The sequence below is a fragment of the Pseudoalteromonas sp. McH1-7 genome (genome assembly GCF_013366255.1).
GTDB lineage: Bacteria > Pseudomonadota > Gammaproteobacteria > Enterobacterales > Alteromonadaceae > Pseudoalteromonas > Pseudoalteromonas peptidolytica.
In genome coordinates, this window is the sequence record NZ_JABWPQ010000022.1 from 44,603 (window position 1) to 56,612 (window position 12,010).

Here is a 12,010-nt window from a genome sequence, read left to right on the forward strand (position 1 = left end):
AAAGCCAGTTCACCGCTACAACTGTGCTAAATTACTTAGTTCTTGTTTCAGCTACATATTTACCGGCTTGAATACGCTCGTAAATACTATTGGCAAGCTCCGTTGCTTGCTCTATTTGTGAAGGTGAAAGCTGTTTCTCATCAAGGAGGCGACTTTTTGTTGCTTCTGCATAACCATTGAACTCTGCTAAGGTGTTCCAAACATAGGAGCGCTCAATACTCTTTTCAACACCTAACCCCTGGAAGTACATCAAAGCTAAATTGAACATGGCTAAGGTATAGTTGTTTGCTGCAGCTTTTTCGTACCAGTTTAGAGCCTGACGGTAGCTTTGCGTTACGCCATCTCCGTTAGCATACATAAGTGCAACGTTAAATTGTGCTGCGGGCATGTTTTTGTTTGCCGCTCGTTTCATTAATTCAACGTACTTTGAACGATCTTTTTTTACACCGCGACCTTCGTCATACATCACTGCCAGAGCAAACATTGCATCTGCTTCCCCAAGTTTTACGGCTTGTTGAAATAACTCAGCAGCTTTGCGCTGGTTTTTGATAACGCCATAGCCACCTTCATACATTACACCTAATTGATAAATACCTGGGGCATAATTCATTTCTGCTAAATAGTTGAATTCTTGTAGCGCCTCTTCAAATCTGCCGGCATTAAGCGCATCAATACCTTCCTCTAATCCTGCGTTTGCAAATGGCGCTTGGCTAAGTAATGCCAACATGACACATGCCTTGGAAATTTTGCCTAACATCATAGATCTCCTTTAGGTAGCTATGCTTATTGTATTGTTTGTTATTCTAATCCCAGAAACAAGGATTTACAAAATTCAAATCTAAAATGCGATTGCTTACGTTAATATAAAATAATAAAAAAGAGCAGGGTAGTGGAATGAAAAAGGGCGTGCTATTGATTTTCTGTGTCACCATTTTGGTTGGTTGTAGCCAACGTTTGGCGTACAACAACCTTGGGTGGCTTGCGAGCTATTATATATCGGACTTTGTGGATCTCACCGATCAACAAGAAGACCAACTAGAGTCTGATGTTGAAGCCTTGGTCAATTGGCATAGACAATCAGAATTACCCAAATATCAGTCTCAAGTTCAATCACTTATCAACAATTGGCAGGAGATGACAGAAGCGGATGTAGTGGCACTGTTCGATACCACACGTCACTACTGGTATTCTGTTGTCACTCAAGTGTTTCCAAAGTTAGTGCATCATTTAAACACGTTAAATCGGCAACAAAAGGAGATGCTCATCACTAACTTGGAGGCTCAGTTGCTAAAGGATGAGTGGCAAGACGGAGATCAGTATCGCCGATATGAGCGTTGGCTTGGTAAGCTGAATAACGCTCAAAGAGCGATAATAAATGAGCATTACCAGCAAGGAGAATTTGCACGGCAAGTGTGGCGTGCTCATCAACAGCGCCGCTTCAACCAATTTAAGCAAGCGCTAATGCTCAGTAATGACGAGCACCTATCTACGGACTTATTTCAAAAAGCGATTGTTACTGAACCACAGCAGCTGCCTGCACGCATCGTTGAAATACAAAATAGAAGAATAGCTGCGACCGCATCTTTAGCAATACGGCTAAGAGCGACAATGAGCGATAAACAAGAGGCGCATTTTGAGGAAGAGCTCCGCGATTTGCTGGAGCTATTAAAGAGTTTGTAACGCCTTAACCTAATTTTTTAATGCGCGTCGGCTGGTGTGCTTTGGCATACTCAAGTCTATTTAAGCGTTTGGTTGTGTGATAACCGTCTAAGCTTGAAATTGCAACGCTCTCTAGTGCTTCTATATCAACATAGCCGTCTGGCTGTAGCGCAATTTCATCGACATGCAAAGCGGTTATCTCTCCTATGACCAACTCGGTATCATTGAGTTTTATGCGTTGGTGATCTCGTAGTTCGAGTGCGTACTTTAGACGGCTTTCTCCTACGAAGGGAGCAGAGAAACCGTTTAAATATTCAGCAGTAAGCCCTGTGTGCTCGAATTCGGACTCTGTTTTATCATACCGTGCTGAGGTTTGATGAGCTGCGGTATAAATCTGTGCATTTACTTGGTTAATAGTATAAGTCTTGGTTTCTAATATGTTTTCAAGTGTATGCCTTGAAACACTATGGGGGCGAAATATAACCCCAACTAATGGCGGACACGCACCGAGGTGAAACACAGAGCTAACAATAGAGAGGTTTTCTTGTCCTGCACTATCCACTGTACCAATTAGGTTTGCGCTTTTAAAACCAGAGAGAGAGTTTACCAACAACGCACGGTAACGCTGTTCAAGTTTGTTAATGTCTTCGTTTGAAAAGTGTTTCATTATTTATCTACCAATCGATCGGTTTATTTTGCCAGTCTACATAACTTACGGTGCCATCAACTTTTTGTCTCGCAATAATATCGCTGAGTTGTGCTGCTACGAATGTGGGACTAAACAGCTTTTGACTAGGTACATTGGCTTGAAAAGGTTTAGATAGCGGAGTATCGGTTGTGCCCGGGTGAAACAGTACCAGCTTGATGTTTTTTGCTCGCCTTGCAAGTTCCACGGCAGCGGACTTAAACATCATGTTTAAGGCGGCTTTAGAGCTGCGATAGCTATACCAACCGCCAAGTTGATTGTCACTGATGCTACCAACTCGGGCGGATAATGCTGTTACCACGCATGAATGTTTACCTTTCAAGGTTGGGAGCAGGGCTTGCAACCACAACATAGGCAGCATTGTATTTATGTTAAACAGCATCATGCTGTAATCGAGGTCTATTTCCTCCAGCTTTTTTTCTGGTAGCTTGCCATCTTCTCTGTGTAGCACTCCGTTAAAGATAGTAACGCCTACAATAGTGAGGTTGAGCTCTTTTATAGATTTACCGACTTGAGAAATTTGACTTGGTGAATAATCGCATTGAAAGTGAGCCGCTATATTTTGGTCATGACCGCTAGGTTTTTTTGAGATGCTAATCACTTTTAGGTCAGGGTTGCGATTGGCCTGCTCGGTGATAAAAGCTTTGGCAATCTCTGAACTGGCGCCAATCACCACAATCGCCTTATCTGTCACTGTCACACTTCCCTTTTTGATTAATACCACATTGATTTGGCATCAGTAAATTCGATATTTTCATTCTATGGGCTGCAAAAAATAGATAAAATTTGTCCGCGATAAACTTTACGCCAGGCAGGCGAAGTAACCCTAGCCAGCGATGCTTGCCTACTGTCCTCCATACGCCTACCGTGACATCTAGCCCGAGAAGAAGCTGGCCTTGATTGTCATAAGCATGGAGTTTGGTCATAGCGGCTTGTTTGCTAATTTCGGGGAAGTCCTGCTCAAAGCGCAAGCTATGAATGTTTACTAGATCTAGTTTATTTGCCTTGTCTGCACTTTTTAACGCGTCCATTTCTTTCATACATAGTGGACAGTTACCATCATAAAATACAATCATTCCCAAACCGTATTAACGTGATTCTTTGTCATTTTTTTACGTTATTGTCTTGAAAATAGATCGTTCGCAATTAAAAAAATTCTCGGTATAGTGAAGTTCGAGTATCTTTTCATCAAGGAGATTGTATGACAGAGCAATACACAAGCCTACGCAGTAACGTAAGCCTTCTAGGCCAGATGTTAGGACAGATAATTCAACAAGCACAAGGGCAAGAGACGTTAGACAAAGTTGAAGAAATCAGGCATTTGGCAAAATCCTCCAGAAGTGGGAACGAGTCAGATAGGCTGGTATTAATCGAAACGTTACGCAGTTTAAGTGACGAGGCTTTATTGCCTGTTGCCCGTTCATTCAATCACTTTCTAAACCTTGCAAATGTTGCTGAGCAATTTCACACCATCTCAAAATCGGGGGCGCCAGACGGCGTGATGGGTGAAATAGACCGCACACTCGACGAGTTACAAAGCAAAGTAGAAGCAGGTGAGTTGACTTTAAATGAAGTCGCTGACGTGATCAGCAAACTTAAAATTGATTTAGTGTTAACAGCGCACCCGACAGAAGTGACTCGACGAACCATAATCAACAAACATGTGGAGCTAAGCGAGTGTTTAAAGCTGTTGGAAAACATTTCAGGTGAAGACCCTGTTTACGATGAAGTACTTGATCGCATTGAACAGTTAATTTCTCAGGCATGGCATACCAGTGATATTCGAGAGAAGCGACCGACACCTCTGGACGAGGCAAAGTGGGGTTTTGCGGTTATTGAGAATAGCCTGTGGGAGGCAGTACCGAAGTTTGTTCGCTATTTTAATACGCAAGTTAAAACACGATTAAATTTACAATTACCTGCACACTTTAGCCCAATTCAACTGACTTCTTGGATGGGAGGTGACAGAGACGGAAACCCATTTGTTACCTCGCATGTTACTCAGTCTGTACTAGATCATGGTCGTTGGATGGCATTGGATTTATACCGTCGAGACTTACAAACGCTTGGAGCTGAGCTGTCGATGCGTCACGCGTCAGCACCTTTTAGTGAACGTGCCAATGGTAATCACGAGCCTTATCGCTATGTGCTCAAACAGCTGCGGGCCGATGTAGAAGAAACTATTGCGGCGCTAGAGTATAAGATCAAAGGTATGCCTTCTCAGTACCAAGATAAAATAAAAGAAGTGGTTCAAATCAGAGAGCCACTTGAAGCCTGTTATCAGTCTTTGGTTGCCTGCCGCATGAGTAATATTGCTGATGGATTACTATTAGATGTATTGAGACGAATAGACTGTTTTGGTGTGTCCTTGTGTAAATTGGATATACGTCAAGACTCGGCAAGGCACACTGAAGTATTTTCTGAGCTCACGCGTTATCTCGGGTTGGGCGATTATGCGCAGTGGCAAGAGGAAGATAAACAGGCCTTTTTGCTTACAGAGCTGAGCTCTAGACGGCCGTTACTACCGCGTCACTGGCAACCGAGTGCAAATGTCCAAGAAGTAATAGAAACATTTGAAGTTATTGCCCAGCAAGATAGCAGTGCTTTGGGTATTTATATTATATCAATGGCACAAAGTGCATCTGACATACTCGCGGTGTACCTATTGTTACAAGAAAGCGGTTGCCAATTTGATTTACCTGTTGCCCCATTATTTGAAACCTTAGATGATTTAAATAACGCACAAACAGTCATTTCCGGTTTGTTTGATAACACCTGGTATAAAGGAACTATTGGCGCAAAACAGTATGTAATGATTGGCTACTCCGATTCAGCAAAAGATGCGGGTATGATGGCTGCTGGCTGGGCACAGTATGAGGCTATGGAGCAGCTGGTTACGTTGGCTGATACAAAAGGTATTGAACTGGTTTTATTCCACGGTCGGGGTGGTACGATTGGTCGCGGCGGTGCTCCAGCTGCTCAAGCGTTACGCTCACAACCACCAGGCTCGTTAAAAAGTGGATTACGAGTCACCGAGCAGGGTGAAATGATCCGCTTTAAATTCGGTTTACCGAAAGTGGCGATGCAAAGTCTCTCTATCTATACCTGTGCAATTCTTCAAAGTAACTTATTACCTCCTCCAAAACCCGAGCCTACTTGGGTTGAAGTAATGCGCACAATCAGTGAGGCCTCTTGTCATAAGTATCGACAAGTAGTTCGGGAAACGCCTGAGTTTGTTCCTTACTTTAGAATGGCTACGCCAGAGCAAGAACTATCTAAGTTACCGCTCGGTTCAAGGCCATCCAAGCGTAACCCACAAGGCGGGGTTGAAAGCTTAAGAGCGATACCGTGGATTTTCGCTTGGAGCCAAAACCGCCTGATGCTACCTGCATGGTTAGGCGCTAAGGAAGGGCTCGAGGCTGCAATTGAAGCCTTTGGCAAAGACACCTTGCAGCAAATGAGTGCGAAGTGGCCGTTTTTTAGAACACGCCTTGAGATGCTAGAGATGGTATTTTGTAAAGCAGACCTTTGGTTGAGCGAAATGTACGATACCAGTCTTGTCAGCGCTGAATATAAAGGTCTTGGTGATGAACTAAGAGAAAATTTACAACAAGCAATCGAGCTTATTAGAGGGCTTGCGCCTGAGTCTTCATTACTATCGCAGCAGCCTTGGATTAAAGAGTCAATAGCACTTAGAAACCCTTATACTGATCCGCTGAATCTATTGCAGGTGGAGCTTCTTAAACGTGTGAGAGAAGACACAAATCATGACCTAGAGCTCGCCTTAATGATAACGATGACGGGAATAGCTGCTGGAATGCGAAATACTGGTTGATGTGCCATGTGGGATAATTTATTTACACGGTAATTAACATTTGTATTGATCATATTAAAAAAACCAATCCCAATGGATTGGTTTTTTCATTTTGTTTAGTTTTTTAATCTTATATTTGTTGACAGTAATTCTCATTGAGCTATAAAATGTGCGGCTGGTTCAACCAGTTATTATATTTGTTTTAGTCAAGAATAGTTCGGTGATAGGTTTTCGAAATATGCACAAAATTTCTACTAGCGTCACATTCGATGAGTGTCATGATTTAATTATGATGAAGGTCAGAGGTGTTGCTACTGCAAATGATGTTGTCAGCGCGTATGAAAAAGCTAATTTGTACGCTAAAAAGCATAATAGTAGTAAAGTCCTAGTAGATGTGAGCGAGCTGGAACACCGTTTTGCGGCTATTGATATTGTCAATATTATGCCAAAAGTTGTACATCATATTGGTAATCTGCATATCGCACGAGTAGTGGGTTTTGAAGGCTACATGCACGACTTATTCTTACAAAAAGTAAAACGCTTTAATATCAGCGCCGAGAATTTTGAATGCTTTAAATCTGCAAGAGAATGGTTGAGTCGACTCTAACTCTTGCGTAAACTATCCTGCCATAGATAAACATGACAACAATATGGCAAAACAAGAACTATCTCTAAAAAACGCGTTGAAGCAAGATGCCATAGCTAAACGCGGAATATTCAGTTATGACCTTTTAACTACCTACAAAGCACGCTTTCAATTGTCGGAGTCTGAACTGGAAGCGGTGTTACTTGAAGTTGCAGCAGAATTTGCAACGCCTCCTATTTCACATTTTTATGTTGGTGCTATTGCTTGGGACGATAAGTCCGGCCAAGCGTTTTTAGGCGCCAACCTTGAGTTTTCTCATCAAGCTCTCTCTTTGGTGGTACATGCTGAGCAAGCTGCAATCAACAATGCGTGGCTAAATGGGGCGGCAGAAATTTCAACAATGACAATCAATGCTGCACCTTGTGGCTTTTGTCGTCAGTTCATGAATGAATTAAGCACAGCTAAAGAACTTGATATTTTATTGCCTTCGGGCAAAACAACGCTCAATGCGCTGCTGCCGACTTCATTTGGTCCCGACGACTTAGACAACCAAGAAAAACTGTTTGCACAGCATCCACACAGCGAAGCAGTTTTGGGTCTTCCTGCAACGGTAAGTGACAAGTTGTATCAACACTATCTTGCTTCTTATTGCCCTTACACAAAAAATCGCAGTGCGGTGGAAATAACGTTAGCAACTGGAGAGCGCTTTTTTGGCCGATACGCTGAAAATGCAGCTTATAATCCAAGTTTGTCGCCGCTACAGAGCGCATTAAGTCAGTTGGCAATGTCAGGAAGAACGTTGTTGGACGCTGATGTGGAGTCAATTACACTTGTGGAAAAACGCGGCAAAGCGAACCAGCACGCGGTGAGTTTAGCTGTGCTCAGTGCCTATGACGCGCAAAATCTATTAAGGCATGTAGAGATTGAGTAACTACTCAATCTCTATCATTCTCGAGCCTTAGCAGCGAAGATCGGCTTGAACCTACTTATTACAGTTAAGATCAAGCAGAAGTAATTTTACTTGTGTTGATGTAAAAGGATGTCCGCCGCTTTTAGTACCGCAGTAACCGCTTTTTTCTCGACGTCATGGTGGTCGACATTAGGTATCTCTTGACGTGTTCTGTTCACGAGTACGCCTGCAAGGCAAGCTGCTTTTAACCCTAATGCTGCACACATAGTGAATAAGGTTGCAGACTCCATTTCGTAATTCATAACATTTAACTTTTGCCACTCAGCACACGAGCCTTGGTATGCCTTACGTACATATCCTGAGTAAGTGTCATAACGCTCTTGGCCTGGATAAAAAGTGTCGCTTGATGCTGTGATACCGACATGATGGGTAATACCAAGCGATTCACATGCTTGAACCATTGCTGAAGTTGCGCCAAAGTCGGACACCGCTGGAAATTCAATTGGTGCAAAATGTTGGCTAGCTCCATCTAAGCGCACAGAGGCAGTACTAACTAGGATATCCCCTTCATTGATGTGTGGCTGAATAGCGCCTGTTGTACCAATTCTTAGAAAAGTGGTGATACCAAGTTGGGCTAGCTCTTCAACAGCGATGGAAGTTGATGGACCACCAATACCTGTTGAGCAAATTACTACTGGACTTTCATTTAAAAAGCCAAGGTAGATATGAAATTCGCGAGTTTGTGCTAAGCACACCGGAGAGTCTAAATATTCAGAGATACGCTTTGAACGTTCTGGATCACCCGGAACAATTGCGAGTGAGGCGCCTTTTAGGTCGGCTTTGGTAAGACCTAAGTGAAATACCTTTTCCATAGTAAACCTTAGTGATTAGTAAAGCGTAATGTTTATAGTTAATGCCTTTCAAGTACAGGACAGATGTCCTGTTTGGGCGCGGCGATTCTTAAATTATAGCTTGTTCTAGCTTGCGGGATTGTCAATGTTCCACTAAACCTAAACATGAGAGCAACTACGAGGAATGGTTATGCCTGCTACACATTCTATAGATAAAAATCACCAGTTTGCGCGTTGCTTTGAGTGCAATAAAGTACCTGCGATGGCGCCGTTTCATTGGCTTGCACTAGCGTGCAAAGATTTGGCTAATGCCCCTTTACTAAGTTTACTATACGGACTGATCTTTACCTTAATTCCAGCTACCATCATGTGGCTTGTGTATCAATCTGGCACCCATTTGGTGATCCTGCCTGCCGCTGTTGCCTTTGCATTAATTGGCCCTGCTTTTGCCGCGGGGTTGTATGATGTTGCATGGGAACTGGAGAAAGGTCACAAGCCAACTTTGATACATAGCCTGAAGTCTATGTTTAGAAACCCCGCAGGAGAGTGGGGGTTTGCAGTGCTATTAATGGTTATCATGATCGTGTGGATGCGCCTTGCAGCACTAATTCACGCTTTGTATCCAAACGTACCCAACCCCACATTTGAGCAACTCTCAGCATTTTTAGCCTTGGGCTCTATTGTGGGAGGGATCTTACTGGTATGTGTGTTTGCAATTTCGGCATTTACCCCACAAATCATGATGGAGCGTCGCGTCGATATTATGACAGCAGTGATAAGCTCTATGCATGCCGTGAAAGAGAATTTCGGCGCTATGGTTGTGTGGTGTGGAATTTTGGTATTCCTCGTTATGGTCGGGTTTGCTACTGGAACTGCTGGTTTTATCGTGATTATGCCACTGCTTGCATACGCCAGTTGGCATGGGTATATCGCTGTTATTAAAACCAAAGTACCGCGTCATTACGAATAACTAAACATCCTCTATGAATAATCAACCAGAGTGTATTGCTTGCATCAATGCGCTTTGGTTGACTTCCCAATTTAAGCTGTTATACGTTCACCAACTTATATCTAATGCGCAGATTCAAGCTAACGAAAAACGAGTATGATAATTTGCTAAGTGCATGATTATTGTTAAGTTAACTTGTTTTCTGGCAATGTTTCTGAGATTTGGGCTGATCTTGAAGGCAACTCTTACACGAATACCGTGAATAAGTTGGCTGGAATTTTCCGAATCGCATGATTATTCACAAAAAAGGGGATAGCGATGTCTGATAGTAAACAACAATTCCACAAAAAACTGGAGCACTGTTTATGTCCACCGGGGGATGGTGTTTTCACCGTAAACACTGCAAAAGAGAGAAAGGATGCGTTGAGACAAAAGCTATATGGGCAAACTGAAGGTATTGACACCCTGTGGAAAGCATCTATGAATAGCCTTACTGATAGTGAAAAAAAAGCAGCCATTTTGGGGATTAGTTCAGATTGTGGTGGCGGTATTTTACGCGGAGCGAATTGGGGACCTCTATTTTTACGTTCCACACTAATAGAGCAACAGCCGCATACAAGTGCTTTTGATCTTGGTGATGTAAGAGTTATTCCGCATCTGCTTCATGATAAGTACCTAAATGAGAGTACGATCAGTAATTGTCAAAAAGCGCTCTATGCAGACCCTGAGAGCGAATATTACGTGTCACCTTTATCCATTACAGAAGATGTCTGTGATGGTTTTTACGAGAATTACCCTGATAAAGGTATCTTTGGTATAGGTGGCGACCATTCGATTAGCTATCCGCTTACCAAATCGTACCTGAAAGCAAAACGTGCTCGCGGTATAAAAACAGCAATTATTCATTTTGACGCGCATACGGATTTACTGGTTGAGCGCTTAGGTATTGATTTATGCTTCGGTTCTTGGTGTACACATATTTTGGAGTTTCTGCCTGCACCTTCTCACCTCGTGCAATTTGGGATCCGCTCAAGTGGTAAGCCTAAATCGCATTGGGAGTCGACATTTGGTGTGAAACAACACTGGGCGCATGAAATTAGAGAACGAGGAGCGCAAGCAATCGTTGACGAAGTTATCGCACAGTTAAAAGCTGATGGTGTTGAAGAGCTGTATGTTAGTTTCGATATTGACGCGTTAGATGAAGCATTTGCTTCAGCGACAGGGACACCTGAAGCTGGAGGCATGACGCCAGAAGAAGCGATGTTGATTTTAAGCGCATTGCATGAAGAGTTTAAGATAACTGGTGCAGATATGATGGAAATCGCGCCGTTCACCGACAGTTCTTTAGCCGGTCAATCAAGCTCAGAAACGACACTAAGAGAAGGTGCCAAGTTAAGCGCATTTTTAATCGATGCGATTAACAACAGCTAAAAAACCTTGCTTATGTCAGTGGTGGGTGATCTAGTTTTTACCCACCATATCTCCAGTTAAAAAACTAATACCAATTTTCTTAATTAAGTGGTCTATTTTGAGGCGAGAAAATCTTGTCGATAACTCCGCTACCGCGTCCTGCTATCGCTAAGGTACCTACATCCATATAAGCAAGACAGAAATTTTGCTATTTATATGTTCTAAATAATAAATTTTTAACGCTGTTAGCGTCAGATTTACTCCTTCAAATTGAGCAAGTATTAAGTCAAATTGGTATAACGTCTGCTCTTCTCCCAAAACTTTCCTTTTGTGTTAAAAATTGCTCAACTCCCAAGTTAAGACTATATTATTCAAGTTACTACGGGAGAGTTTCATGAAGGGTATACTTTGGTTTTGTATGGGCACACTAGTAATTAGTTTCTGTGCTGGCGCGTTTACCTTGAATATCGTGACTGAGAATTTTCCGGATTTTCAATATCAGAATGAAAAAGGAGAATTGATAGGGCGAGCGGCCGATAAGGTGAAAACGGTGCTTGACGATGCAGGGATAAAATACACCATTAACGTACTCACTTGGCCAGCAGCTTACAATGCCGCTTTAAGAAAAGATGATACTTGTGTCTTTTCAACTGCTCGAAACAACGTAAGAGAAAATGAGTTTGAATGGGTGTTTCCTATTGATGCCTTTACGACCTCTTTTTATGGGCTTCGCGAAAATGAAATTGAATTAGAGTCTTTAGAGGATGCCAAACGTTATCGCACGGCGGTAATAAGAGATAACTTTAGCCACCAGTTTTTAATGGAACATGGTTTTATAGAAGGAAAGCAACTGTTAATCATCAACTCTTTTGATAAAGTGTTTGAGTTGCTTAATACAAGAAAAGACTTTGTTGATTTGGTGGTATTGAGTGATGCTCAGTTTAGGTTTCGAAGAACACAAGAGCAAACGGCTTATTTATTGGAACCGGTGTATACTTTGGATGACTTCAGTACATCATTATATTTCGCGTGTAACAAAAATGTGCCCAAATACATTCTTAATAAAATACATGAAACCTATCAATCTCATTATTCAGTGCATTAGCTCAAACACCTCAAAAGCTT

Annotated in this window: 12 protein-coding genes; 7 read left to right on the top strand and 5 right to left on the bottom strand. The window is 42.4% G+C overall.

Going from position 1 to position 12,010, the window contains the following annotated elements; translation table 11 throughout:
• Positions 1-31: 31 nt before the first annotated feature.
• Complete coding sequence (locus tag HUZ36_RS15715; protein WP_147391025.1) at positions 32-757, bottom strand: tetratricopeptide repeat protein; 726 nt, start codon at positions 755-757, stop codon at positions 32-34.
• Positions 758-894: 137 nt separating this feature from the next.
• Here HUZ36_RS15715 and HUZ36_RS15720 point away from each other — a divergent pair, with 137 nt between their 5' ends.
• Positions 895-1,680 (top strand): DUF6279 family lipoprotein, encoded by a 786-nt coding sequence (locus tag HUZ36_RS15720; RefSeq protein ID WP_176033348.1) that lies wholly within the window; start codon positions 895-897, stop codon positions 1,678-1,680.
• 4 nt (positions 1,681-1,684) lie between these two features.
• Here the strand turns inward: HUZ36_RS15720 and HUZ36_RS15725 are convergent, their stop codons facing one another.
• From HUZ36_RS15725 to HUZ36_RS15735, 3 genes are read right to left on the bottom strand one after another with little or no spacing between them, the layout of a single operon-like run.
• Positions 1,685-2,326: a flavin reductase family protein gene (locus tag HUZ36_RS15725; protein ID WP_125253458.1), complete on the bottom strand. Its 642-nt coding sequence runs from the start codon at positions 2,324-2,326 to the stop codon at positions 1,685-1,687.
• A 7-nt stretch (positions 2,327-2,333) separates the two neighbouring features.
• A complete protein-coding gene (locus tag HUZ36_RS15730) occupies positions 2,334-3,059 on the bottom strand; it encodes an SDR family NAD(P)-dependent oxidoreductase (protein ID WP_147391021.1) in 726 nt (241 codons plus the stop codon).
• A complete protein-coding gene (locus HUZ36_RS15735; RefSeq protein ID WP_147391022.1) occupies positions 3,049-3,441 on the bottom strand; it encodes a thiol-disulfide oxidoreductase DCC family protein in 393 nt (130 codons plus the stop codon). The genes HUZ36_RS15730 and HUZ36_RS15735 overlap by 11 nt, the downstream gene beginning before the upstream one ends.
• A gap of 125 nt (positions 3,442-3,566) precedes the next feature.
• On the opposite strand from HUZ36_RS15735, the gene ppc reads away from it, so the two are divergent.
• The 3 genes from ppc to cdd all read left to right on the top strand — a co-directional run bounded on the left by ppc (position 3,567) and on the right by cdd (position 7,696).
• Complete coding sequence (gene ppc, locus HUZ36_RS15740; protein ID WP_176033349.1) at positions 3,567-6,200, top strand: phosphoenolpyruvate carboxylase; 2,634 nt, start codon at positions 3,567-3,569, stop codon at positions 6,198-6,200.
• Positions 6,201-6,417: 217 nt separating this feature from the next.
• Complete coding sequence (locus tag HUZ36_RS15745) at positions 6,418-6,786, top strand: hypothetical protein (RefSeq protein WP_125253462.1); 369 nt, start codon at positions 6,418-6,420, stop codon at positions 6,784-6,786.
• 43 nt (positions 6,787-6,829) lie between these two features.
• Entirely contained in the window at positions 6,830-7,696 is an 867-nt protein-coding gene (cdd, locus tag HUZ36_RS15750) for a cytidine deaminase (protein WP_176033350.1), read from the top strand.
• Between the two features lie 86 nt (positions 7,697-7,782).
• On the opposite strand, the gene udp is transcribed toward cdd, so the two are convergent.
• Positions 7,783-8,547: a uridine phosphorylase gene (gene udp / locus HUZ36_RS15755; RefSeq protein WP_125253464.1), complete on the bottom strand. Its 765-nt coding sequence runs from the start codon at positions 8,545-8,547 to the stop codon at positions 7,783-7,785.
• A gap of 169 nt (positions 8,548-8,716) precedes the next feature.
• Between udp and HUZ36_RS15760 the strand changes: the two genes are divergently transcribed.
• The 3 genes from HUZ36_RS15760 to HUZ36_RS15770 all read left to right on the top strand — a co-directional run bounded on the left by HUZ36_RS15760 (position 8,717) and on the right by HUZ36_RS15770 (position 11,990).
• On the top strand, positions 8,717-9,496 hold the full coding sequence (locus HUZ36_RS15760) for a DUF2189 domain-containing protein (RefSeq protein WP_125253465.1): 780 nt from the start codon (positions 8,717-8,719) through the stop codon (positions 9,494-9,496).
• Between the two features lie 297 nt (positions 9,497-9,793).
• Complete coding sequence (locus HUZ36_RS15765; protein WP_176033351.1) at positions 9,794-10,906, top strand: arginase family protein; 1,113 nt, start codon at positions 9,794-9,796, stop codon at positions 10,904-10,906.
• A 373-nt stretch (positions 10,907-11,279) separates the two neighbouring features.
• On the top strand, positions 11,280-11,990 hold the full coding sequence (locus HUZ36_RS15770; RefSeq protein WP_176033352.1) for a substrate-binding periplasmic protein: 711 nt from the start codon (positions 11,280-11,282) through the stop codon (positions 11,988-11,990).
• The last annotated feature ends 20 nt before the right edge of the window (positions 11,991-12,010 follow it).

Coding starts and splice junctions, on each gene's coding strand:
- ppc (WP_176033349.1), top strand. CDS start 3,567: ATGACAGAGCAATACACAAGCCTACGCAGTAACGTAAGCCTTCTAGGC.
- udp (WP_125253464.1), bottom strand. CDS start 8,547: ATGGAAAAGGTATTTCACTTAGGTCTTACCAAAGCCGACCTAAAAGGC.
- HUZ36_RS15760 (WP_125253465.1), top strand. CDS start 8,717: ATGCCTGCTACACATTCTATAGATAAAAATCACCAGTTTGCGCGTTGC.
- HUZ36_RS15735 (WP_147391022.1), bottom strand. CDS start 3,441: ATGATTGTATTTTATGATGGTAACTGTCCACTATGTATGAAAGAAATG.
- HUZ36_RS15770 (WP_176033352.1), top strand. CDS start 11,280: ATGAAGGGTATACTTTGGTTTTGTATGGGCACACTAGTAATTAGTTTC.
- cdd (WP_176033350.1), top strand. CDS start 6,830: ATGGCAAAACAAGAACTATCTCTAAAAAACGCGTTGAAGCAAGATGCC.
- HUZ36_RS15715 (WP_147391025.1), bottom strand. CDS start 757: ATGTTAGGCAAAATTTCCAAGGCATGTGTCATGTTGGCATTACTTAGC.
- HUZ36_RS15765 (WP_176033351.1), top strand. CDS start 9,794: ATGTCTGATAGTAAACAACAATTCCACAAAAAACTGGAGCACTGTTTA.
- HUZ36_RS15725 (WP_125253458.1), bottom strand. CDS start 2,326: ATGAAACACTTTTCAAACGAAGACATTAACAAACTTGAACAGCGTTAC.
- HUZ36_RS15745 (WP_125253462.1), top strand. CDS start 6,418: ATGCACAAAATTTCTACTAGCGTCACATTCGATGAGTGTCATGATTTA.
- HUZ36_RS15720 (WP_176033348.1), top strand. CDS start 895: ATGAAAAAGGGCGTGCTATTGATTTTCTGTGTCACCATTTTGGTTGGT.